The sequence below is a fragment of the Vogesella sp. genome (genome assembly GCF_046297735.1).
Lineage (GTDB): Bacteria > Pseudomonadota > Gammaproteobacteria > Burkholderiales > Chromobacteriaceae > Vogesella > Vogesella urethralis.
In genome coordinates, this window is the sequence record NZ_JBKBHK010000004.1 from 267,134 (window position 1) to 290,265 (window position 23,132).

At 67.3% G+C, this 23,132-nt stretch carries 24 protein-coding genes; 21 read left to right on the forward strand and 3 right to left on the reverse strand.

From position 1 onward, the window contains the following. Positions 1–8: 8 nt before the first annotated feature. The 15 genes from ACK4FZ_RS07210 (at position 9) to ACK4FZ_RS07280 (ending at position 14,758) form a co-directional block, all read left to right on the forward strand. The gene (locus ACK4FZ_RS07210) at positions 9–455 is read left to right on the forward strand and encodes a hypothetical protein (protein WP_409819307.1); all 447 of its coding nucleotides are present in this window, start codon (positions 9–11) and stop codon (positions 453–455) included. Then, positions 452–1,342: a hydrogenase expression/formation C-terminal domain-containing protein gene (locus ACK4FZ_RS07215; RefSeq protein ID WP_409819309.1), complete on the forward strand. Its 891-nt coding sequence runs from the start codon at positions 452–454 to the stop codon at positions 1,340–1,342. The genes ACK4FZ_RS07210 and ACK4FZ_RS07215 overlap by 4 nt, the downstream gene beginning before the upstream one ends. Further along, entirely contained in the window at positions 1,339–1,551 is a 213-nt protein-coding gene (locus tag ACK4FZ_RS07220; RefSeq protein WP_409819311.1) for a rubredoxin, read from the forward strand. Before ACK4FZ_RS07215 ends, ACK4FZ_RS07220 begins: the two co-directional genes overlap by 4 nt. Further along, positions 1,548–2,036, forward strand: a complete 489-nt coding sequence (hybE, locus tag ACK4FZ_RS07225; protein ID WP_409819314.1) for a [NiFe]-hydrogenase assembly chaperone HybE — start codon at positions 1,548–1,550, stop codon at positions 2,034–2,036. The genes ACK4FZ_RS07220 and hybE overlap by 4 nt, the downstream gene beginning before the upstream one ends. Continuing rightward, on the forward strand, positions 2,033–3,025 hold the full coding sequence (locus ACK4FZ_RS07230; RefSeq protein WP_409819317.1) for a hypothetical protein: 993 nt from the start codon (positions 2,033–2,035) through the stop codon (positions 3,023–3,025). The genes hybE and ACK4FZ_RS07230 overlap by 4 nt, the downstream gene beginning before the upstream one ends. Next, a complete protein-coding gene (hypA, locus tag ACK4FZ_RS07235) occupies positions 3,018–3,359 on the forward strand; it encodes a hydrogenase maturation nickel metallochaperone HypA (protein WP_409819319.1) in 342 nt (113 codons plus the stop codon). Before ACK4FZ_RS07230 ends, hypA begins: the two co-directional genes overlap by 8 nt. Before the next feature lie 72 nt (positions 3,360–3,431). After that, positions 3,432–4,466 carry a hydrogenase nickel incorporation protein HypB gene (gene hypB, locus ACK4FZ_RS07240; protein WP_409819321.1) on the forward strand — a complete coding sequence of 345 codons (1,035 nt, stop codon included), beginning with the start codon at positions 3,432–3,434 and terminating at the stop codon, positions 4,464–4,466. 3 nt (positions 4,467–4,469) lie between these two features. Beyond that, positions 4,470–6,782 (forward strand): carbamoyltransferase HypF, encoded by a 2,313-nt coding sequence (gene hypF, locus ACK4FZ_RS07245; RefSeq protein WP_409819323.1) that lies wholly within the window; start codon positions 4,470–4,472, stop codon positions 6,780–6,782. Continuing rightward, the gene (locus ACK4FZ_RS07250) at positions 6,761–6,997 is read left to right on the forward strand and encodes a HypC/HybG/HupF family hydrogenase formation chaperone (RefSeq protein WP_409819326.1); all 237 of its coding nucleotides are present in this window, start codon (positions 6,761–6,763) and stop codon (positions 6,995–6,997) included. Before hypF ends, ACK4FZ_RS07250 begins: the two co-directional genes overlap by 22 nt. Beyond that, on the forward strand, positions 6,994–8,118 hold the full coding sequence (gene hypD, locus ACK4FZ_RS07255; protein ID WP_409819329.1) for a hydrogenase formation protein HypD: 1,125 nt from the start codon (positions 6,994–6,996) through the stop codon (positions 8,116–8,118). Before ACK4FZ_RS07250 ends, hypD begins: the two co-directional genes overlap by 4 nt. Beyond that, positions 8,115–9,152, forward strand: a complete 1,038-nt coding sequence (gene hypE / locus ACK4FZ_RS07260; RefSeq protein ID WP_017508547.1) for a hydrogenase expression/formation protein HypE — start codon at positions 8,115–8,117, stop codon at positions 9,150–9,152. The genes hypD and hypE overlap by 4 nt, the downstream gene beginning before the upstream one ends. Positions 9,153–9,191: 39 nt before the next feature. Continuing rightward, positions 9,192–10,628: a sigma-54-dependent transcriptional regulator gene (locus ACK4FZ_RS07265; RefSeq protein WP_144372867.1), complete on the forward strand. Its 1,437-nt coding sequence runs from the start codon at positions 9,192–9,194 to the stop codon at positions 10,626–10,628. Between the two features lies 1 nt (position 10,629). Continuing rightward, on the forward strand, positions 10,630–11,622 hold the full coding sequence (locus tag ACK4FZ_RS07270) for a hypothetical protein (protein ID WP_409819333.1): 993 nt from the start codon (positions 10,630–10,632) through the stop codon (positions 11,620–11,622). After that, positions 11,619–13,064, forward strand: a complete 1,446-nt coding sequence (locus ACK4FZ_RS07275; RefSeq protein WP_409819336.1) for a nickel-dependent hydrogenase large subunit — start codon at positions 11,619–11,621, stop codon at positions 13,062–13,064. Before ACK4FZ_RS07270 ends, ACK4FZ_RS07275 begins: the two co-directional genes overlap by 4 nt. 368 nt (positions 13,065–13,432) lie before the next feature. Next, positions 13,433–14,758, forward strand: coding sequence for a sensor histidine kinase (locus tag ACK4FZ_RS07280; RefSeq protein WP_409819339.1), 1,326 nt, complete (start codon positions 13,433–13,435; stop codon positions 14,756–14,758). Between the two features lie 51 nt (positions 14,759–14,809). Here the strand turns inward: ACK4FZ_RS07280 and ACK4FZ_RS07285 are convergent, their stop codons facing one another. Further along, the gene (locus ACK4FZ_RS07285; protein WP_409819342.1) at positions 14,810–15,235 is read right to left on the reverse strand and encodes a hypothetical protein; all 426 of its coding nucleotides are present in this window, start codon (positions 15,233–15,235) and stop codon (positions 14,810–14,812) included. A gap of 249 nt (positions 15,236–15,484) precedes the next feature. Here ACK4FZ_RS07285 and ACK4FZ_RS07290 point away from each other — a divergent pair, with 249 nt between their 5' ends. From ACK4FZ_RS07290 to ACK4FZ_RS07315, 6 genes are all read left to right on the forward strand, one after another. Next, entirely contained in the window at positions 15,485–15,925 is a 441-nt protein-coding gene (locus ACK4FZ_RS07290) for a GNAT family N-acetyltransferase (protein ID WP_409819345.1), read from the forward strand. 308 nt (positions 15,926–16,233) lie between these two features. Continuing rightward, positions 16,234–16,812: a HupE/UreJ family protein gene (locus ACK4FZ_RS07295; protein WP_409819348.1), complete on the forward strand. Its 579-nt coding sequence runs from the start codon at positions 16,234–16,236 to the stop codon at positions 16,810–16,812. 401 nt (positions 16,813–17,213) lie between these two features. Then, entirely contained in the window at positions 17,214–18,323 is a 1,110-nt protein-coding gene (locus tag ACK4FZ_RS07300) for a hydrogenase small subunit (protein WP_144372874.1), read from the forward strand. Next, the gene (locus ACK4FZ_RS07305) at positions 18,323–20,113 is read left to right on the forward strand and encodes a nickel-dependent hydrogenase large subunit (RefSeq protein WP_409819352.1); all 1,791 of its coding nucleotides are present in this window, start codon (positions 18,323–18,325) and stop codon (positions 20,111–20,113) included. Before ACK4FZ_RS07300 ends, ACK4FZ_RS07305 begins: the two co-directional genes overlap by 1 nt. A 157-nt stretch (positions 20,114–20,270) precedes the next feature. Then, positions 20,271–20,975, forward strand: a complete 705-nt coding sequence (cybH, locus tag ACK4FZ_RS07310; protein ID WP_409819355.1) for a Ni/Fe-hydrogenase, b-type cytochrome subunit — start codon at positions 20,271–20,273, stop codon at positions 20,973–20,975. A gap of 113 nt (positions 20,976–21,088) precedes the next feature. Continuing rightward, positions 21,089–21,367 (forward strand): HigA family addiction module antitoxin, encoded by a 279-nt coding sequence (locus ACK4FZ_RS07315; RefSeq protein WP_409819358.1) that lies wholly within the window; start codon positions 21,089–21,091, stop codon positions 21,365–21,367. 97 nt (positions 21,368–21,464) lie between these two features. Here ACK4FZ_RS07315 and ACK4FZ_RS07320 read toward each other — a convergent pair whose 3' ends face one another. Both ACK4FZ_RS07320 and ACK4FZ_RS07325 read right to left on the reverse strand, forming a co-directional pair. After that, positions 21,465–21,899, reverse strand: a complete 435-nt coding sequence (locus ACK4FZ_RS07320; RefSeq protein ID WP_409819360.1) for a hemerythrin domain-containing protein — start codon at positions 21,897–21,899, stop codon at positions 21,465–21,467. Between the two features lie 261 nt (positions 21,900–22,160). Continuing rightward, positions 22,161–22,967, reverse strand: a complete 807-nt coding sequence (locus ACK4FZ_RS07325) for a L,D-transpeptidase (RefSeq protein WP_409819363.1) — start codon at positions 22,965–22,967, stop codon at positions 22,161–22,163. Between the last annotated feature and the right edge of the window lie 165 nt (positions 22,968–23,132).

A 23,132-nucleotide genomic window follows, 5' to 3' on the forward strand; every position in this document is an offset into this window, starting at 1 on the left:
CACCCACCATGCAATCGTATATCCCTACTTTCGACAGCGTCGCCCTGCGCCTGGACGCACTGGGCTACAGCCAGACCGACGCGGCCAAGCTGGACGCGCTGGCCGCCGAACACCCGCAACTGGTGCTGATGCTGAACGCCGACCCGCACCAGCACCCCGAGGTGGCCGACAACGCCATCATCGTGCCCGAGGTGCTGAAAAGCCTGCCCGGCGCCCCGCCGCACGTGTGCTGGGCCGACCCCGCCGCCAGCCGCACGCTTGCCAGCCGCTTTGGCGTGCTGAAGTACCCGGCGCTGGTGTTCCTGCGCGGCGGCCAGTACACCGGTGTCATCGTCGGCCTGATGGACTGGCCCGACGTGGTGCACCGCTTTGCCGAACTGTTGGCCGCACCGGCGCGCCGCCCGCCGTCGGTAGGCATTCCTGTGACCAGCCCCACCAGCGGAGCTTGCCAATGAGCCAGTTCATCCTGCCCAAAGCCTTCCCTATTCCGGTGGTCGGCATCGGCCCCGGCTCGCAGCCGGTCGACCCCGACCTCAACTACCTGCCGCTGCCGCGCGAGCTGGACGGCTTCGACATGCCCTACCTGCCCACCGCCGAAGAAACCGCCCACCTGGGCGACGCCAAGGCGCTGGTGGCCGAGCTGATCCGCCGCATGCAGGCGTGGGACGGCACGAGCGAACCGTACCCGTCGCTGCTGCTCAACGGCCTGGACAGTGATGGCCGTACGCTGATCAGCCAGCTGCTGGGCGAAGGCGAAGTCAGCGCCCGCGTGCGCTGCCTCAACGGCCACGAGCTGCTGATCCAGGAATCGGTATTTGCCGGCGTGTGGCGCGTGTTGGAAACCGACGCCGACGGCCAGCCGCTGGCCGACCGCATCGAAGCCTGCGCCATCCCCGCTGCCGTGTGGCAGCAGGCCCGCGCTTTCGGCCGCCGCGAACTGACGCCGTTCGACCCGGCCGGCGTGGCGCTGATGAACGCGCCGGCGGTGCTGGCCGAGGTAGCCGAGCGCGCTGCCGCCTACCAGGACGGCGACGAAGACCATGTCATCAACTTCAGCCTGCTGCCGATGACGCCGGAAGACCTGGCCTATATCGACGCCAACTTGGGCGGCGGCAACAGCGGCGTGTTCTCGCGCGGCTACGGCAAGTGCCGGGTGATGGCCACCGGCCTGCAAAACGTGTGGCGGGTGCAGTACTTCAACGGCATGAACAGCATCCTGCTGGATACGCTGGAAATCACCCGCATGCCGGAGGTAGCGCTGGCCGCCGCCGACGACCTGGCCGACGCCATCGACCGGCTGCAGGAGGCACTGGACTGGCTGACCGGGGAGCAAGTGGCATGAACACTTTTGAAGGCAGCTATCTGGGCAAGCCCGGCGAGCTGGCCGACGACGCGCGGCTGGAGTGCAAGATCTGCTGGTGGGTGTACGACCCGGCGCAAGGCGACGCGGTATGGCAGATACCGCCAGGCACGCCGTTTGCCGCACTGCCCGCGCATTGGCGCTGCCCGGTATGCGACGGCGCACACGAACAGTTCATGGTGCTGCCATGAACGCGCGCCACAGCAGCGCCGGCTGGCTGCAGCACCCCGGCGCCGCGCTGGAACAGGCCTACCGCCACATCCAGCACACACGCATGCAGGGTATTCCCATCCTGAACCCGGCCATCAGCGTGGAAAGCGTCGGTTTCCGCCGCTACCAGGGCTGGTGGGCCGGCGTGCTGATTACGCCGTGGTTCATCAACCTGATGCTGCTGCCCGCCGACGCGCCGCTGCCGGACGGCGCGGCCGGTGAAGAACGGCTGGTGGCGCTGCCAGAGGGCATCATGCCGTTCCTGCCCGGCAGCGAAGACAGCATCGGCCCCTACCTGATGTGCTCGCTGTTTTCGCCGCTGCCGCAGTTTGCCGACCAGCAATCGGCGCGCGACACCGCCAGCGAAGTGCTGCGCCTGCTGTTCGAGATTCCGGCACCGCCAGCAGCCACGCCGGCCGGGCCGGACCTCAGCCGCCGCCGCTTGTTCGGGCTGGGCGGCGCATGAACGGCATCACCTTGCAGCGCCGGCACGGCCAGGTGAGCGTGCACTGGCCCAGGTTGGCCGCCGAGCAACTGTTTGTCGGCCGCACGCCAGCCGAGGCCATCGCGCTGGCGCCGCAATTGTTTTCGCTGTGCGGCCACGCCCAGCAACTGGCCGCTACGCTGGCGCTGGCGGCTGCCAGCGGCCAGCCTGCCGTGGCCGATACGCAGGCGCTGGCCGCCGTGCGGCTGGAAGCCATCCGCGAAACGCTGCGCCGCTGGCTGCTGGACTGGGCGCCGGCCTGCGGCCAAACCGTGGACCCCGCCGCCCTCGCCGCGCTGGGCCGCGCTGTCACGCTGCACGATTACCGCCAGTTGGCCGCGTTCTGTATCTTCGGTACCGACCCCAGCATCTGGCGCCAGTATGGTCTGGCCGGCTGGCAGCAATGGGCGGCCAGTGGCGACAGTGCCGCGGCCCGCGCCTTGCAGCAACTGCTGGCGGCGGCGCCGGAACCCGTGCCCGCCCTGCAATGGCTGCACAGCGCGGCCAACCTGGCGGCCAACCCGCACTGGCTGGCCGGCCACACCCCGGCCTGGTACGGCCAGGCGGCGGAAACCGGCGCGTTGGCGCGTTACCAGCCGCTGCTGCAAGCGTGGCTGGACGCCGGCCACGTCAGCGCCGCCCGCCTGCTGGCGCGCTGGCTGGCACTGGCCGCCTGGCTGGGCGAAACCGAACCGGGCAGCGACAGCTGTACGCTGGCCGGCAGCGGTCTGGCGCTGGTGGACACCGCCCGTGGCCCGCTGCTGCACCTGGCCACGCTGGGCGGCGATGGCCGCATCAGCCATTACCGCGTACTGCCGCCCACGCTGTGGCACGCCCATCCGCAAGGCTGCATGGCGCAGGCCGCAGCGGGGGGCGACACGGCGCAGATCCACCGCAGGCTATTGCTGATCGACCCCTGCGTTGGCTTTACACTGGCAGATATCGATAAAAAGGAATGCCACCATGCATGAAATGTCGCTGGCCGAAGGCATCGTGCAGCTGCTGGAAGAACACGCACAAACGCAGCAGTTCCGCCGCGTCAAACAGATCTGGCTGCAAGTGGGCGAGCTGGCCGGCGTGGAGCCGGAAGCGCTCACCTTCTGCCTGGACGTAGTACTGCGCGGCAGCCTGGCCGACGGCGCGCAGGTGCACCTGCTGCGCGAACCCGGCCGTGGCTGGTGCCTGGCCTGCAGCCAGGAAGTCGCCATCCACGCCCGCTTTGACGCCTGCCCCAGCTGTGGCCGCCACCAGGTACAGGTTACCGGCGGCGAGGAACTGCGCGTGGCGGAGCTGGAGGTGGAATAAGCCCTGCCAGCACCGTTACCGCCCGCACAAAGAAAAACACAACACCGAACAGAACAAGAAAGGACCCCACCCATGTGTACCGTCTGTGGCTGCGCCGAAGGCAATGTCAGCATCGAGGGCCAGAAACCGGCCGTCAAATACCCGTACCGCCCGCGCCGCGCCGGCGCCCACGCGCATGGCCATCACCATCATCATGACCACGATCACAGCCACGCGCACCAGCATGATCACCCCCACGCGCACGCCCAGCCGGCCGCGGAGGCCAGCGACGCCGCCGACAGCACGCCGGTAACGCTGGCCGACGGCAGCCACCACTACGGCCACGGCCCGGCGCACGCACATGCACCGGGGCTGAGCCAGGCGCGGATGGTGAAGATCGAGCAGGACATTCTGGGCAAGAACAACCAGTACGCGGCGGCCAACCGCCGCCGCCTGGCCGAGCGCGGCATTTTCGCGCTGAACCTGGTGTCCAGCCCTGGCTCCGGGAAGACCACGCTGCTGACCGAAACCGTACAAAGGTTGGCCGCCTCCACCCCGCTGGCGGTGATCGAGGGCGACCAGCAAACCGCGCACGACGCGGAGCGCATCCGCGCCGCCGGCGCGCCGGCCATCCAGATCAACACCGGCAAGGGCTGCCACCTGGACGCGCACATGGTGGGCCAGGCGCTGGACGCGCTGGCGCTGCAGGACGACAGCCTGCTGCTGATCGAAAACGTCGGCAACCTGGTGTGCCCGGCGGCGTTCGACCTGGGCGAGGCGCACAAGGTGGCCATCCTGTCGGTCACCGAGGGCGAGGACAAACCGCTGAAGTACCCGGACATGTTTGCCGCCGCCAGCCTGATGGTGCTGACCAAGACCGACCTGCTGCCGCACCTGGATTTCAACGTCGATGCCTGCATCGCCTACGCCCGCCGCGTCAACCCCGCCATCGAGGTGCTGCAGCTGAGCGCCCGCAACGGCGACGGCATGGACGCCTGGCTGCAGTGGCTGGCCGGTGGCCTGATCGAAGCCCGCGCCCTGCGCGCCGAGCGGGTAGCCCAGCAAAACCAGCTGGCCGAGCTGAAAGCCCAGGTCGCCGCGCTGGAAGCCCGGCTGGCGCAGGGCTAAGGCATGACGCTGCAACGCCGTTGCCTCACCGCCCGTGGCCGCGTGCAAGGCGTGGGCTTTCGCCCGCACGTGTGGCGCGTAGCCAGCAAGCTGGGGCTGGCCGGCCACGTGGCCAACCACGCCAGCGGGGTGGTGATCGAGGTGGAAGGCCCGCCTGCGCAGCTGGACGCCTTTGCCGTGCAGCTGCTGGCCGGCCTGCCGCCGCAGGCGCAGGTGGATAGCCTCACCAGCCACGCGCTGCCGCCACAAGGCGGGCAGGATTTCGTCATCGCTGCCAGCAGCGGCCACACGGCGCAGGTGCGGCTACCGGCCGACAGCGCGCCGTGCGCCGCTTGCCTGGCCGAGCTGTGCCAGCCAGCTGGCCGCCACTGGCGCCACGCCTTCATCAACTGCACGCAGTGCGGCCCGCGCTACAGCGTCACCCGCGCCCTGCCCTACGACCGCAGCGCCACCACGCTGGCCGGCTTTGCGCTGTGCGCGGCCTGCGACGCCGACTACCAGCAGCCGGCCAGCCGCCGCTTTCACGCCGAACCCACCTGCTGCCCGGCCTGCGGCCCGCAGCTGCACTACCTGGGCGCGGAGGGTACGCCGCAAGCCGGCGACCCGCTGGCACTGGCGCTGGCCACGCTGCAAGGCGGCGGCATCGTGGCGATAAAAAGCAGCGGTGGCTTTCATCTGGCCTGCGACGCGCGCAACGCCGCCGCCATCGCCCGACTGCGCCAGCGCAAGCACCGCCCGGCCAAGCCGCTGGCGCTGATGGCGGCCAACCTGGCCAGCCTGCACGGCGTGGTGCAGCTGGATGCCGCCGCTGCCACGCTACTGGCCAGCCCGGCGCGCCCCATCGTGCTGCTGCCGCGCGGTGACGCGCCTCTGCCGGACGCGCTGGCGCCGGGCCTGGCCGAGCTGGGCGTGCTGCTGCCGCCCACGCCGCTGCACCTGCTGCTGTGGCACGAGGCCGCCGGCCGCCCGGCCGGCACCGGCTGGCTGGATAACGCCCAAGCCATGCTGCTGGTGATGACCAGCGGCAACGCCAGCGGCGCACCGGTGGCCATTAGTAACGACGAAGCGCTCGCCGCGCTGGCCGGCATTGCCGACGGCTTTTTGCTGCACGATCGCGCCATCCACGCTCGCAGCGACGACAGCGTGCTGCGCGTCGATGCGCTGGGCAGCGCCACGCTGCGCCGCAGCCGTGGCTACGTGCCGGACGTGCTACCGCTGGCTGCCGACGGCGCCACCGTGCTGGCCACCGGCAGCTACCTGAAAAACGCGCCGGCGCTGCTATACGGCAACGCGGCGCTGCCTGGCGCCCACGTCGGCGACCTGGCGCACCCGGCCGCCTGCGTGGCGCTGGAGCACGCCATCGCCGCGCTGCAGCTGCACGCCGGCCACACGCCTCAGGCCATCGCCTGCGACAACGGCGAGCACTTTGCCAGCCAGCTGGCGGCGCAGTTGGCCGCGGCGGCCAAGGTGCCGCTGCTGCGCATTAGCCACCACCACGCCCACATCGGCGCCGTGTGCGCCGAACACCAGCTGCACGGCCCGGTACTGGGCCTGGCGCTGGACGGCCACGGCGTCGGCGACGACGGCGGCGCCTGGGGCGGCGAGCTGCTGCGGGTAGACGGCGCGCACAGCCAGCGCATCGGCCACCTGGCACCGCTGGCGCTGCCCGGCGGCGACACCGCCGCGCGCGAACCGTGGCGCGTGGCCGCCGCCTGGCTGCTACAACAAGGCTTGGCGAGCGAGGCCGAACGCCGCTTTGGCCACCAGCCGGCGTGGCCGCTGCTACAGCAGCAGCTGGCACGCGGCATCAACACCCCGTACAGCAGCAGCATGGGCCGCTATTTCGACCTGGTCGCCGCACTGGCCGGCGTGTGCCTGCAGCAAGGCTACGAAGGCGAAGCGCCGCAGCGGCTGCAAGCGCTGGCGCAGCCCTGCGCGCCGCTGGCCGAGGCTTGGCATACCGATGCGGCCAACGTGTTGCAGTTGGCGCCGCTGCTACGGCAGCTGCTGGCCCAGCCCGACGCCGCCGCCCTCGCCAGCCTGTGGCACGCCACGCTGGCGGCGGCGCTGGCCAGCTGGGTACTGGCTGCCGCGCAACAACACCACCTCGGCACGGTGGCACTGGGCGGCGGCTGTTTTGCCAACCGCACCTTGCTGGCCGCGCTGCTACCGCGATTACAACAGGCCGGACTGGCCGTCTACCACCCGCAGGCCTTGCCGGCCGGCGACGGCGGTCTGGCCGTGGGCCAGGCCTGGGTAGCACGGCAGATACTGGCCAACAAGGAGACTGACCCATGTGCCTGGCCATGCCGGTGAAAGTGACAGAGCTACTGGCGGGCGATAGCGCCCGTGTCGAGGTGGACGGCGTGATGCGCGACGTATCCATCGCCCTGGTGCCGGGCGTGCAGCCCGGCGATTACGTGATCCTGCACGTGGGTTACGCCATCGGCCGGCTGGACGCCGCCGAAGCCGAAAAAACGCTGGCGCTGATGCACGAGCTGGCCGCGCTGCCGCAGGAGGGCCAGCCATGAAATACGTAGACGAATTCCGCTGCGGCGACGTGGCGCGCGGCCTGGCCGCCCGCATTGCCGAAGCGGTACAGCCCGGCCGCCACTACCGGCTGATGGAGTTTTGCGGCGGCCACACCCACGCCATTGCCCGCTACGGCCTCACCGGCCTGCTGCCAGCGGCGGTGCAGCTGATCCACGGCCCCGGCTGCCCGGTGTGCGTGCTGCCGATCGGTCGTATCGACTCCGCCATCGAGCTGGCGCTGCAGCACGGCGCCATTGTCTGTAGCTACGGCGACTGCCTGCGGGTACCGGCCAGCAACAAGCTCAGCCTGTACAAGGCGCGGGCGCTGGGCGGCGACGTGCGCATGGTGTACTCCACCGCCGACGCGCTACAGATCGCCCGCGACAACCCGGCGCGGCAGGTGGTGTTCTTTGCCATCGGCTTTGAAACCACCACCCCGCCCACCGCGCTGGCACTGAAAGCCGCCCGCGCCGAAGGGCTGCGCAACTTCAGCGTGTTCTGCAACCACGTGCTGACCCCGCCTGCCATGCAGCACCTGCTGGCTGCCGGCGACGCGGTGCAGCTGGACGGCTTCATCGGCCCGTCGCACGTCAGCACCGTGATCGGCAGCGCGCCGTACCAGGCGGTGGCCGACGCCTACGCCAAGCCGGTGGTAATTGCCGGTTTCGAGCCGCTGGACGTGCTGCAATCGGTGCTGATGCTGGTAGAGCGCATCAACCGTGGCGAGGCCGGCGTGGCCACCCAGTTCACCCGCGCCGTTACCACCGACGGCAACGCCACCGCCCGCGCCGTGGTGGCCGAAACGCTGGTGCTGCGGCCAACCTTTGAATGGCGCGGCCTGGGCCAGGTGCCGCAGTCGGCGCTGGCCATCCACCCCGACTACGCCGACTTCGACGCCGAGCTGCGCTTTGGCCTGCCCTACCGCCACGTGCCGGACCACCGCGCCTGCGAGTGCGCCGCCATCCTGCGCGGGCAAAAGCAGCCGCAGGACTGCAAGGTGTTCGGCATTGTCTGTACCCCCGACAACCCGCTGGGTTCGTGCATGGTGTCCAGCGAAGGCGCCTGCGCCGCCCACTACCACTACGGCCGCTTTACCGCGCCGCAGGAGCAACCGGCATGAGCCACTACCCCCGCAAGCTGGACCTGGCCCACGGCCGCATCGACATGACCCACGGCAGCGGCGGCCGCGCCATGGCGCAGCTGGTAGACGAGCTGTTCGCCCCGGCCTTTCGCAACGACTACCTGGCGCAGGGTAACGACCAGGCCATCCTGCCGCCGCCCGGCGGCCGCCTGGCCATCGCCACCGACAGCCACGTGATCTCGCCGCTGTTTTTCCCCGGCGGCGACATCGGCAGCCTGGCGGTGCACGGCACGGTGAACGACCTGGCCATGGGCGGCGCCACGCCGCTGTACCTGAGCGCCGGCTTTATCCTGGAAGAAGGCCTGCCGCTGGCCGACCTGAAGCGCATCGTGGACAGCATGGCCGCCGCCGCCCGGGACGCCGGCGTGCGTATCGTGACCGGCGACACCAAGGTGGTGGAACGCGGCCATGGCGACGGCGTGTACATCAGCACCACCGGCATTGGCGTGGTGGCCGACGGCGTACAGCTGTGCGGCAGCCAGGCGCGGCCGGGCGATGCGATTCTGGTATCCGGCACGCTGGGCGAGCACGGCATGGCGGTGATGAGCCAGCGCGAAAACCTGGGCTTTGCCAGCCCCATCGTGTCCGACAGTGCCGCGCTGCACACGCTGGCGGCGGCGCTGATGGCGGCCAGCCCCGGCCTGCGCCTGATGCGCGACCCCACCCGTGGCGGCCTGGCCACCACGCTGAACGAGATCGCCCGCCAGTCCGGCGTGGGCATGCAGCTGCAGGAAGACGCCATTCCGCTGCAACCGGCGGTGCGCGCCGCCTGCGAGTTCCTGGGCCTGGACCCGCTGTACGTGGCCAACGAGGGCAAGCTGATTGCCGTCTGCCCCGCCGCCGAAGCCGACGCCGCGCTGGCCGCGCTGCGGGCGCACCCGCTGGGGCGCCATGCGGCCAACATCGGCCAGGTGGTGGCCGACCCGCACCACTTCGTGCGCGTGCGCACGCCGTTTGGCGGCGAGCGCCTGCTGGACTGGCTGGCTGGCGAGATGCTGCCGCGCATTTGCTAGGCCCCGCTACAATACGCCCATGCTACAGAAAGACACGCCATGAGCCCCCAAGCTACCGTTTTGCTGGTGGACGATGAAATCCGCTCGCTGGAAGCGCTGCAACGCACGCTGGAAGATGACTTCACGCTGTTTACCGCCAGCAGTGCCGACGAGGCGCTGGCCATCCTGGAAAGCGAATTCATCCAGGTGATTGTCACCGACCAGCGCATGCCGGACATGACCGGCGTGGCGCTGCTGCGCCGCGTGCGCGAGCGCCACCCGCAGGTGGTGCGCATCATCCTGTCCGGCTACACCGACAACGCCGACATCATCGCCGCCGTCAACGAAGCCGGCATCTACCAGTACCTGCTGAAACCCTGGCACCCGGAAAGCCTGCTGCTGACCGTACAGGGCGCCGCCGAGCTGTTCCGCCTGCAGCAGGACAACGAACTGTTGAACGTGGAGCTGAAAACCTCGGCGCCGTGGCTGCAAGGCCGGGTGGATGGCAAGCGCCGCGAGCTGAAGGCCCGTAACGCGATGGCCAACATCACCCGCGCCGCCGGCAGCCCGCTGGACAAAGTGTGCGAACTGCTGGAGCGCGTGGCCGGCTTCGACATTGCGGTGCTGATCGAGGGCGAATCCGGCGTCGGCAAAGAGCTGCTGGCGCGGGCGCTGCACTACGCCAGCCACCGTCGCGACCGCCCCTTCGTAGTGGAAAACTGCGCCGCCATGCCGGAGCAGCTGCTGGAGAGCGAGCTGTTCGGCCACAAGCGCGGCGCCTTTACCGGCGCCTATCAGGACCACATCGGTCTGTTCCAGCAGGCTGACGGCGGCACCATCTTTCTGGATGAAATCGGCGAAACCTCGCCCGCCTTCCAGGCCAAACTGCTGCGCGTGCTGCAGGAAGGCGAAATCCGCCCGGTGGGCAGCCCGCGCCCGCTGAAGGTGGACGTGCGCGTGGTGTCGGCCACCAACCGCAAGCTGGCCGAGCTGGTGCGCGAGGGGCGCTTCCGCGAAGACCTGTACTACCGGCTGTCGGCGTTTGCCGTCACCGTGCCGCCGCTACGCGAACGGCCGGCCGATATTCCGCTGATTGCCGAAAAACTGCTGGACGAAGCGCGCCGCCACTACCAGCGCCCCGGCCTGACGCTGCTGGCCGACGCGCAGGACGCGCTGCGGCTGTACCGCTGGCCGGGCAATGTGCGCCAGCTGCGCAACGAGCTGAACCGCATGCTGGTGCTGGCCGACGGCGACGCGCTGGGCGCCGAGCTGCTGTCACCCGAGGTGCTGCAGGCCGCTGCCGAAGAACAGGTGGCCGAGCTGGCGTTTCTGGCCGGCATCGAGGGCGACCTCAAAACGCGGCTGGAGGCGCTGGAGAAGCGCATCCTGAAAGAAACCCTCACCCGCCAGCGCTGGAACAAGACCCGCGCGGCAGAAGAGCTGGGCCTGTCGCGGGTAGGCCTGCGCAGCAAGCTGACGCGCTACGGGCTGGAATGACATGACGAGCAAAACCCTGGTCTGGCTGCAAAGCGGCGGCTGCGGCGGCTGTACGCTGTCGGCGCTGTGCGCGGAAAGCCCCGACTTCTTTACCGCACTGGCCGATAGCGGCATCCGCCTGGCCTATCACCCGTCGCTGACCGAAGCCAGCGGCGACGAGGTGGCACCGCTGCTGGCGGGGTTGGCCGCAGACGGCATCGACATCCTGTGCCTGGAAGGCTCGGTGATGCTGGGGGCGGACGGCCGCTTCCACATCAGTGGTAGCGAACACCAGCCGTATTACCGGCAGATCGCCGCGCTGGCCACCCGCGCCCGCTACGTAGTGGCAGTGGGCACCTGCGCCGCTTACGGCGGCATTACCGCCGCCGGCGACAACCTCACCGGCGCCACCGGCCTGGCGTGGCAGGGCAGCCAGCCGGGCGGCCTACTGGGCGAGGGTTTTGCCGGCAGCAGCGGCCTGCCGGTCGTCAACATCAGCGGCTGCCCCACCCACCCGGGCTGGGTGCTGGAAACGCTGGCGCTGCTGGCCGCCGACGCGCTGGCCGCCAGCGACCTGGACCCGCTGGGCCGGCCACGCTTCTACGCCGACAAGCTGGTACACCACGGCTGCGACAAGAACGAGTTTTACGAATTCAAGGCCAGCGCCGAGGCGCCCGGCCAGCAAGGCTGCCTGATGGAGTTTGTCGGCTGCAAGGGCACGCAGGCGCACGCCGACTGCAACATCCGGCCGTGGAACGGCGAAGGCTCCTGCCTCACCGGCGGCTACCCGTGCATCAACTGCACCGCACCCGACTTTGCCGACCCCGGCCACGCGTTTTTCGACACGCCCAAGATTGCCGGCTTCCCGGTGGGCCTGCCCACCGACATGCCCAAGGCCTGGTTCGTGGCGCTGTCCACGCTGTCCAAGTCGGCCACGCCGACGCGGGTGAAGGTCAACGCCACGCTGGACCGCATGACCATGCCGCCCTCGCTTCCCAAGAAAAACACCCCATGACACGACGCATACTGGGCCCGCTGGGCCGTGTGGAAGGCGACCTGACGCTGACGCTGGAACTGCAAAACGGCAAGGTAGCCGCCGCCGAAGCCACCAGCGGGCTGTTTCGCGGCTTCGAACGCATTCTGGTGGGCCGCCAGGCGATGGACGCGCTGGCCATCGTGCCGCGCATCTGCGGCATCTGCTCGGTGTCGCAGTCGGTGGCCGCCGCGCGCGCGCTGGCGCAGCTGTACCACGTGACGCCACCGGCCAACGGCGAGCGCGTCACCAACCTGATCCACGCCGTGGAAAACGTGGCCGACCACCTGTCACACTTCTACCTGTTTTTCATGCCGGACTTCGCCCGCGACGCCTACGCCGGCCATAGCTGGCACGCCGACATCCGCGCCCGTTTCAAGGCAGTGGAAGGCAGCGCCCACGCGCCGATGTTGGCCGCACGCGCCACGCTGATGCGCTTCATGGGCACGCTGGCCGGGCACTGGCCGCACACCATGGTGATCCAGCCCGGCGGCGTCAGCCGCACCGTCAGCGCCGCCGAACGCGTGCGGCTGGGGCAATGGCTGGCCGCCTTCCGCCGCTTTCTGGAACAGCACACCTACGGCGTGCCGCTGCAAGAGGTAGCCGCCTGGGACAGCCCGGCGGCGCTGGCCGACTACGTGGGCCACCAGCCGCAGGCCGACCTGGCGCGCTTTCTGCTGCTGGCCGACAGCCTTGGCCTGGCCACGCTGGGACGTTGCGACGCACCGCTGCTGGCCGGCCCGGCCTATCTGGAAGGCGAAGGCAGCAGCGCATGGGCGCCCGCCGGCGTGTGGCGGCAGGGCCGCCTTGACGTGCTGGATACCGCGCAGATCCGCGAACACAGCCGCCACGCCTGGCTGGTGGACTACGGCCCCACCCACCCGTTTGACGACGACACGCTGCCGGTACCGGACAAAGCCGACGCCTACAGCTGGAGCAAGGCGCCGCGTCTGGCCGGGCAGCCGGCGCAAACCGGCGCCATCGCCCGCGCCCTGCTGCGCCGCGACCGGCTGACCACCACGCTGGTGCAGGCGCAAGGCAGCAGCGTGTACACCCGCGTACTGGCCCGGGTGCGCGAAATGGCGCTGCTGGTGCTGCAGATGCAGGCGTGGCTGGCCGCCATCGAGCTGGACGCGCCGTTCCAGACTGCGCTGCCGGCGCACCCGCTGTACGCCCGTGGCGAAGGCCTGACCGAAGCGGCACGCGGCATGCTGGGCCATTGGGTCACGCTGGACGGCAGCCGCATCCAGCGCTACCAGATCATCGCCCCCACCACCTGGAACTTCTCGCCGCGCGACAGCGACGGCCAGCCCGGCCCGCTGGAAGCCGCCCTGCTGGGCACCGTGGCCGACGACGCGCAGGCGCTGGCAGTGCAGCACATCGTGCGCAGCTTCGACCCGTGCCAGGTGTGCACGGTGCAGTAGGACAGGTTTTACCCCATGAGCGAATACAGACACCTTAGCCACGTGCCCCATCCCGTTGGCGCGAGCCGGGCAAAACGGTTTGCCCCAGGTTTTAAGACGCCGATTTGTTTGAGCCCCGCGCCGTTAGCAAGGGGCGAGTTCGGCGGCGCCTGGGGCGGGCCGTTTGGCGCGGGGTTTCGAGCAGCCCCGGGTCGCCTTTTCTTTGGGTACTTTCTTTTGGCGACGCAAAAGAAAGTACCCCGTCCGCCGGGCGGAACCGGCTATGTTGATCACCATCCGCAGCGCGGATTCACTATCGTCCGTCCACCCTCCGGCCCTATTCACACGGCTCACAGAACAAGCTGATAGACAGAGAAACGAGCAAAGCCATGCCCGACAAACTCAGCAGCAGCGCCGAAGCCACCCGTCTGGGTGGCGAGCTGGCCGAAGAAGCCTGGATCGACGTGATACGCCGCATGGACCAGGTGTACACCGAGCTGGTGCAATCGCAGGAAACACTGGAAGCCAAACACCGCGAGCTGGCCGACGCGCACCGCTTTACCGAGGGCGTGCTGGAAGCCATGACCGACGTGATGGTGGTGTGCGACACGCTGGGCCAGGTACGGCAGGTGAACCGCGCCATGGTGTCGCTAACCGGGCTGAGCGAAAGCCTGCTCACCGCCTGCAAGCTCACCGACCTGGTGCCGGGCGAGGCCGAGCGCGAGCTGCTGCTGCAACGGTTGGCCGCCGGCAACGCCGAGGGTAGCGATATCGAAATCGCGCTGATCGCCCATAACGGCGAGGCGATACCCGTCACCTGGAACGTCAGCGCGTTGTACGACGGCGAACGCCGCTACAGCGGGTTTGTGGCCGTGGGGCGCCCGGTGGGTGAACTGAAGAAAGCCTACGCCGAGCTGAAACAGGCGCACGAGGCACTGAAGGCGGCGCAGGCGCAGCTGGTGCAGGCCGAAAAGATGGCGTCGCTGGGGCGGCTGGTGGCCGGCGTGGCGCACGAGCTGAACAACCCGATCAGCTTCATCGTCGGCAACACCCACGCCATGCAGCGCTACGCCGCCAAGCTGCAGCAGTACCTGGCCGCCGTGCACGCGGCCAACCCCGACGCCGCCGCGCTGCGCCAGCAGCTGAAGATCGACCGCCTGCTGGCCGACCTGCCGTCGCTGCTGGACGGGCTGATGGAAGGCGCGCAACGCAGCAGCGCCATTGTGGACGCGCTGAAACGTTTTTCTGCCATCGAAACCGACACCCGCCAGCGCGTAAACCTGGCCGAGGCGGTGCAGCGCGCGCTGCACTGGGTGGGCCAGGCGGCGCCGCACCGCGTCAACGTGCACTGCCACGGGCTGGACGACGCACAGTGGGTCACCGGCTCCGCCAACCAGCTGCAGCAAGTGCTGGTGAACCTGATCCAGAACGCCTACGACGCGGTGGAAGCGCAAGCCGCCCCGGCGCTGACGCTGACGCTGGCCTGCGAGCAGGGCCGGGTGGCGCTGAGCGTGGCCGACAACGGCCCCGGTATTGCGGCGGCCAACCTGGCGCGCATCTTCGACCCGTTCTTTACCACCAAGCCGGTGGGCAAAGGCACCGGCCTGGGCTTGTCGATCAGCTACGGCATCGTGGAACAGCACGGCGGTACGCTGTCTGCGGCCAACCTGGCTGAGGGCGGTGCCTGCTTTACGCTAACGCTGCCGGCTGCATGACAAACGCCCCTGGCGCTGGGCATGCAGGGGCGTTTGGGGATGGCAGGGCGCTTATTCGCTAGCCGGCTTGGCAGCGGCTTTCTTGCTGCGGCTGCGCTTGGCGGCCGGTTTCTCTGCCGTGACGGCGGCTTCTGCTACTGGCTCGGTGGCCGGGGCGGCAACCGGTGCGGCTGCAGGCTCGACAGCCGGCGCGGTGGCGGCCGGGTGCAGCTCGGCTTCGCTGGGCAGCATCAGCTCGGGGTACTCCCCAAACAGGCGCTCCATCAGCTTGCTGCGGGCATCGATATGGTGCCCCAGGCGCCAGTCTTCCAGCAGTTGCATGGCAATCTGGAAAAACGGGTAATCGATGTCGTACAGGCGGTGCAGCTCGTACGGCTGCTTCAGCTGCAGGGCCAGTACCAGGTGCTTCAGGGTTTCCAGTTGATGCGGGTCGGCGCCGGCATCCATCAGCTTCTTGATACGTTTGGCAGCATTCATCAGGCGTTCCCTCTGTTTGGCTGAAAAATCACGTTAACATAACCACTGGCAAACCGTGTGCCAAGTTGCCAGATCAAAGCCCGTGCAAAAAAAATGCCCGCTGGCGCGGGCGGGTCTACAGCATCAGGACCAGGATGATAAGGAGAGCAGCAACAGCCAAAGCTGTTGTTCGGCAGCACTGTAAATGCACAACATGACATCACCGTGACGGTTTTTATTGCCATTGCGGCCAACCCTGGCGCCACCCCCATGCCCGTATCACTCACCTTCCCGCCCGCCGGCAGCGACGACCTGACTGCCATCGAAAGCCTTGTCCGCAACGCGATGGCCGAGCACTACCAGCGCCACCAGCTGGCCTGGGACAGTGCCGCCTTCCGGCTGCGCGCCGCCGACACCCGCTTCCATTGGCTGCAATTGGGCGACGCGCGCGTCGGCATCATCGGCTACCGGCTGGAAACCGGCGCCGTTTATGTGGCCGAGCTGCACCTGCTGCCCGCGTGGCAAGGCCATGGCCTGGGTGCGCAGGCGCTGGGCTGGCTACGGCAGCAAGCCGCCGGGCGGCGCGAGCTGCGGCTGCGTACCTTCTACGATAGCCGGGCGGTTGCTTTCTATGTGCGCGAGGGCTTTCAGGTGGTACGCCAGGACGGCGTCTTGCTGGGGCTGGCCTGCCCGCTGCCACCGCAGGCATAACAAAAGAAAACGGCCTGCATGGCAGGCCGCACAAGGCAGAAACGCATCGGGACAAAACCTGAAGAACGGCTGCCACTGTAGCGCCCTGGCGTGACAGCGCGATGACACCCGCCAGCAAAGCCGGCTGCCAGCCGGCGGGCCAGAGTGCAAAGCTGCTTGCCAGCCGCTGTAACCGCCCCCGTTACAGCCAGCCGTCATCCCTTGAAGAATCAGCCACTTGCCGCTGCCGGCGGCAAACTGGCATGTTTCCTGCAAGCGGCTAGCTCCAGCCGCCGCGTGCGGTACAAGACAACCTACCGGAGACACCGATGACCCCCACCCGCAGCCTGCTGGCCGTCGCCCTGGGCGCCGCTGCCCTGCCCGCGCTGGCCCACACCGGCCACAACGATACTTTCAACCTGCTAACCGGCATGGCACACCCGGTAGGCGGGCTGGACCATCTGCTGGCCATGGTAGCCGTCGGCCTGTGGGCCGCCAGCCAGCCGGGCAAGCTGCGTCTGGCGGCACCGGCCACCTTCGTGCTGGCCATGCTGGCCGGTTGCCTGCTGGGTGCCGGCGGCGGGGCGCTGCCGGCGGTAGAGCCGGGCATTGCGCTGTCGGTACTGGTGCTGGGCCTGATGGTGGCCGCCGGTAGCCGCGTGCCGGCCAGCGTCGGCTTGCCGCTGATTGCCGCCTTTGCGCTGGTACACGGCCACGCCCACGGCGCCGAAGCCCCGGCCGGCAGCCTGGCCAGCTATATGGCCGGTTTCGTGCTGGCTACCGCCACGCTGCACGGCGCCGGCTTGCTGGCCGGCAACACGGTGCTGGCGCGCGCCAGCCTGTGGCTGCGTGCCGGCGGTGCCGCCATTGCCGCCTGCGGCGCCTGGCTGTTGGCGTCCAGCCTGTAATTCTGTTGCCGGCCGGGCTTGAAAACGGCCGGCATAGGCTTATCTACCCGGAACTGCCAGTACACCGCGCGCAGCGCTTGCCCGGCGAGCGCTGCACGAGTGGTATTGCCGCTCGCACTCCTCCATCCAAACCTGGTTGTACCGCATACAACAACCGGGCCGGCTCCCCCCTGTGCCGGCCCGGTATTTTTTTGCCTGCCCGCCAGCACACCCGCCGCACAGCCGGCAACCAGTTGGCCGCACCCACTGCAAAGCCGCTTACCACCCCGCCACTCGGCACGCCACAAAATCGTTACATAACAAGCACTTGCCCACCCCGCCAAGCTGGCACGCTTCTTGTAACAGGGCGCCACCCATGTTGTTACCACCCCCCTACAAAACAGAATAAGGCAGAGACCACGATGGAGACTTTCTACCAGGCCATGCGGCGCCAGGGTGTTACCCGCCGCAGCTTTCTGAAGTTCTGCAGCCTCACCGCCACCTCGATGGGCCTGGGCTCGGCGTTTGTGCCGCGCATCGCCCAGGCGCTGGAAACCAAACCGCGCACGCCGGTGATCTGGCTGCACGGGCTGGAATGTACCTGTTGCACCGAGTCGTTCATCCGTTCGGCGCACCCGCTGGCGAAGGACGCCATCCTGTCGCTGATCTCGCTGGACTACGACGACACCATCATGGCCGCTGCCGGCCACCAGGCCGAAGCCATCCTTGAAGAGATCATGGCCAAGCACAAAGGCGAGTACATCGTGGCCATCGAGGGCAACCCGCCGCTGAACGAAGACGGCATGTTCTGCTTCCCCGGCGGCGAGCCGTTCGTGGAAAAACTGAAGCGCGTATCGGCCGACGCCAAGGCACTGATCGCCTGGGGCTCCTGTGCCAGCTGGGGCTGCGTGCAAGCGGCCAAGCCCAACCCCACCCGCGCCACGCCGGTACACCAGGTGATTCTGGACAAGCCCATCATCAAGGTGCCGGGCTGCCCGCCCATCCCGGAAGTAATGGCCGCCGTCATCACCTACATGGTGACCTTCGACCGCATTCCGGAGCTGGACCGCCAGGGCCGGCCCAAGATGTTCTACGGCCAGCGCATTCACGACAAATGCTACCGCCGGCCGCACTTCGACGCCGGCCAGTTCGTGGAAAGCTGGGACGACGAAGGCGCACGCAAGGGCTACTGCCTGTACAAGGTGGGCTGCAAGGGCCCCACCACCTACAACGCCTGCTCCACCGTGCGCTGGAACGGCGGCGTGAGCTGGCCGGTACAAAGCGGCCACGGCTGTATCGGTTGTTCGGAGGACGGCTTCTGGGACAAGGGCTCGTTCTACGACCGCGTCACCAGCATTCCGCAATTCGGCATCGAGGCCAACGCCGACCAGATCGGCCTGACCGTGGCCGGCGGCGTGGGTGCCGCCATTGCCGCCCACGCGGCGGTAAGCGCCATCAAGAGCACAGTACTGAAAAAGCAGGACCTGAAGCCGCTTGACGACACCCAGAACAAGAACAAGGAGAACGTGTAATGGCCTACCAGACCCAAGGCTTTACCCTGGACAACAGCGGCCGCCGCGTGGTGGTAGACCCGGTTACCCGCATTGAAGGCCACCTGCGCTGCGAGGTGAACCTCGACAGCAATAACGTGATTACCAACGCGGTATCCACCGGCACCATGTGGCGCGGGCTGGAGGTGATCCTGAAAGGCCGCGACCCGCGCGACGCCTGGGCCTTCGTGGAGCGCATCTGCGGCGTGTGCACCGGCACCCACGCGCTGACCTCGGTGCGCGCAGTGGAAGACGCGCTGAAGATCAATATCCCCGAAAACGCCAACCTGATCCGCAACATGATGCAGGCCGCGCTGTACGTGCACGACCACCTGGTGCACTACTACCATCTGCACGCACTGGACTGGGTGGATGTTATTTCGGCGCTGAAAGCCGACCCCAAGAAAACCAGCGAGCTGGCGCAAAGCATCTCCAGTTGGCCGCTGTCCAGCCCCGGTTACTTCCGCGACCTGCAGTCGCGGCTGAAACGCTTTGTAGAAAGCGGCCAGCTGGGCCCGTTCCGCAATGGTTACTGGGGCCACCCGGCGATGAAACTGCCGCCGGAAGCCAACCTGATGGCGGTGGCGCACTACCTGGAGGCGCTGGATTTCCAGAAGGAAATCGTCAAGATCCACACCATCTTCGGCGGCAAGAACCCGCACCCGAACTGGCTGGTGGGCGGCATGCCGTGCGCCATCAACGTGGACGACACCGGCGCGGTAGGCGCCGTGAACATGGAGCGGCTGAACCTGGTGAAACAGGTGATCGACCGCACCATCGAGTTCTGCGAGCAGGTGTACGTGCCGGACGTGATCGCCATTGCCGGCTTCTACCCGGAGTGGTTCAAGATCGGCGGCGGCCTGGCCAGCCAGAGCGTGCTGTCGTACGGTGACTTCCCGGCGCGCGCCAACGACTTTAGCGAAGCCAACCTGCTGCTGCCGCGTGGCGCCATCATCAACGGCAAGTTCAGCGAGATCCACCCGGTGGATCTGTACGCGCCGGACGAAATCCAGGAATTCGTCACCCACAGCTGGTACAGCTACGGCGACGACAAGAAAGGCCTGCACCCGTTCGATGGCATCACCGAGCCCAAATTCGAGCTGGGGCCGAACCATAAAGGCACCAAGACACGCATCGAGTCGCTGGACGAGTCGGCCAAGTACTCGTGGATCAAATCGCCGCGCTGGAAAGGCCACGCCATGGAAGTGGGCCCGCTGGCACGCTACCTGATCGGCTACCACCAGAACAAGCCAGAGTTCAAAGAGCCGGTAGACGCGCTGCTGAAGCACTTCAACGCACCGCTGGAGGTGATGTTCTCCACCAACGGTCGCACCGCCGCCCGCGCGCTGGAGTCGGTATGGGCCGCGCGCCAAATGGCCAGCTTCTACGACCAGCTGATCGCCAACATCAAGAACGGTGACACCGCCACCGCCAACGTCGAAAAATGGGACCCGGCCACCTGGCCGGCATCGGTAAAAGGCGTGGGCTTTACCGAGGCGCCGCGCGGCGCGTTGGGCCACTGGCTGAAGATCGAGAACACCAAGATCGACAGCTACCAGTGCGTGGTGCCCACCACCTGGAACGCCGGCCCGCGCGACGACAAGGGCCAGATCGGCGCCTACGAGGCGTCGCTGATGGGCACCAAGATGGCGGTGCCGGACCAGCCGCTGGAGATCCTGCGCACGCTGCACAGCTTCGACCCCTGCCTGGCCTGCTCTACCCACGTCATCGGCGACGACGGCGGCGAGCTGGTAAAGGTACAGGTGCGCTAGGCGCGAGCGGTTGGCCGCATGCGGCCAACCTGTCGTCCCCAGACCCGGCTGCCGCCACCGCACACCCCGGCGGCGGCCGGATCGCCGGCATGGCCCGTGGCGGGGGCTGCACTCCCCCGCCACGGCGCTACCGGTTCTTTCAGAGCAGGAGCAAGCGATGAAAAGCTATGGTTTTGACGGCAACGCCCCGCAGGGGCTGGGCCGCAAGGTAACGTCGGTTTACGTGTACGAAGCGCCGGTGCGGCTATGGCACTGGGTGACGGTGCTGTGCATCATCATCTTGTCGCTCACTGGCTATTTTATCGGCAAGCCGCTACCCAGCGTGCCGGGCGAGGCCACCTACCAGTACGTGATGGGCTATATCCGCTTTGCCCACTTTGCCGCCGGCTACGTGCTGGCAGTGGGGCTGGTGGGCCGGCTGTACTGGGCGATCGTGGGCAACCACCACGCCCGCGAGATCATTCTGGTGCCGGTATGGGACAAGGCCTGGTGGCAGGAATTTTTCTTTGAAATCCGCTGGTACCTGTTTATCGAGCGCTACCCGAAGAAGTACATCGGCCATAACCCGGTGGGGCAGATTGCGATGGCCAGCTTCATCTGGGCCACGCTGTTCATGTGCGCCACCGGCTTTGCGCTGTACGGCGAAGGCACCGGCGAGGGTAGCTGGGCACATACCGCTTTTAACTGGGTGATCGTGGCATTCGGCAACAGCCTGGACGTACACAGCTGGCACCGGCTGGGCATGTGGGCCATTTTGCTGTTCGTGATGATCCACGTGTACGCCGCCATCCGCGAGGACATCATGTCCAAGCAGAGCATGGTCTCGACCATGATCAGCGGCTTCCGCATGTTCAAGGATTAGTACCCGTCAGGCGGCGATGGCACACGACACCATCGCCGGACAATTTTAGTAAGAGTGTGTGGGTAAGTTTGGGCCGGGGGCGACCCCGGCCATTTTTTCTAGAGGTTGGCCGCATGGCACGTCACCCCCTGAACACCCGAACCCCTATCGCCCCCGGCCGCTTTCTGTACAGCCGTTTTCTGCGCCCGGCCGGGCTGACGCAAACCGACGCCGCCAGCCAGCTGGGGCTATCGCGGCGGCGCCTGAACGAAATCATCCAGGGCCACCGCAGCATTACGCCGGATACCGCGCTGCGGCTGTCGCGGCTGTTCGGCCTGCCGCCGCGCTTCTGGCTGGACCTGCAAGGCGACTGGGACCTGGCGCAAGCACGGCGCAAACTGGCTGCCTGCTAAGCATGGCGCCGTCAGCGTTTGCCTTGCTGCGCCCGGCTGGTCGCGCATTGCCACCGCCAGCCAAGCGCTATGGCATCAAGTACAGCATCAGCATGCCCTAAGCCGGATCAGACGGTTTGTCTGCCAGTAAAGCCATCATGGCAGCCGGCCCCGGCTGGCAAAACGGATACAGGATGCTTTCTTCCTTCACGTTATGCTGCTGCAGCAACTGCTGCAAACTATCTGCCAGCTCGTCGAAACGCTGGCGCTGCTGCTGGCTGATGGCCTGATACATTGCCTCCATCAGCTCGCGCATCTGGTCGTGCTCGTAACGCATGATCTCGGTAGGACCACGCGGCATCGCGGTAGCCTGCTCAAACAGCGGGTAGAGGATTTGTTCCTCGTCGGTAAAATGACCGTCCATTTCAACGCAGAGGGCCCGACACTGTTGCTGCGCCGTTACCCAAGCATCCCCATCCACCTGGTGACGTACTTCACCCAGCAACAGGCGACAACGACGGTGAGCGGCAATCAGGTACTCATGCAAGTTCATGGTGGTGTGCTCTATGGCTGTGGCCCGGGCAATGCCCTATTTGCCCGGTGCAGGGTTGGCTCACCGTTCGCAGCTAACCAAGGCTATGCAATAAACGGTGGCGTTGGCGCGCCGGTTTTATTAGCAGTATTTATTGCAGTATCAGCCCCAGCAGCCAGCAATGGCATGACTACCGTCAAACAGCACCATAACTCCCGCACGGCATAGCCAGGCAGCAAAAAGCCCGTCACGTGGACGGGCTTAGTCAGCTGCTAGACAAGCTCAACTGGGCTGTACTGGCGAGCGGGTTTGCATACTGCGGCCATCTACCGGGACCGTGGCTTCCTGGTTGTCAGCCGGGCTGTCCACACTCAGCCAGCGCTTGCTACTGAGCGCGCCGGTGATGGTGGCACGCTCGGCATCCTTGCACGACAGACATACCGGTCTGCCGGTACGCTCGCGAATGGCCATATCCACCCGTTTGCCATACAACACTTTGCCACTGTCGGTCTGCCACTGCAGCAGGGTATTGGCCAGATGACGATAAGACGGGTCTTTCATGCCGTAGATGTCACGATAGGCCGTCAGCCACAACTCGCCGGCCTCATCTTCGTTCAATAGCAGGGGCTGATAAGCGATCGTCACCTGCGCACCCGGGTTAACCCAGTCGGCCAGCGCCAGCGCGTTTTCGTTCTTTAGCCGTACGCAGCCGTGGCTGCGTACACCAGGCACGCTGCCGGGCTGATTAGTGCCATGAAAACCCAGCCCCAGACGCGGCTCGCCAAAACGAATGAACACCTTGCCCAGCGGGTTGTCCGGCCCCGGCGGTACCTCGGTTTTTACCGGCTGCCCTTTCTTGGCCATCTCGGCCTGGATAGACTTGGGCACGTGCCATGTCGGGTCTCGATAAATACCGCTAATGCTGTAGCTGCCGGTCGGGGTACGGGTAATCTGCTTGCCCACCGCCACCGGGTAGCTGCGCAGCAGCACCCCGTCCTGATACAGCAACACGCGGGTTTGCGGCAGGTTCACCACCAGGTGCTGGCCTACCGGCGAAATCTCGACATCCGGCTCCGGCGTCGCGGCCAAAGCTGGGCTGCACAACAGGGGAAGCAGGACAAGGCTGGCTCTCATCGTCAATTTGGTCATTCGTACAGGTTGCATTGGGGCGATGGTAGCAGATGACGCACCATTTGTTGCAATGCCGTAACAGCGCCGGCGTGCCGTGCGTTTTGCTGTGGTTTCTGCGACAAT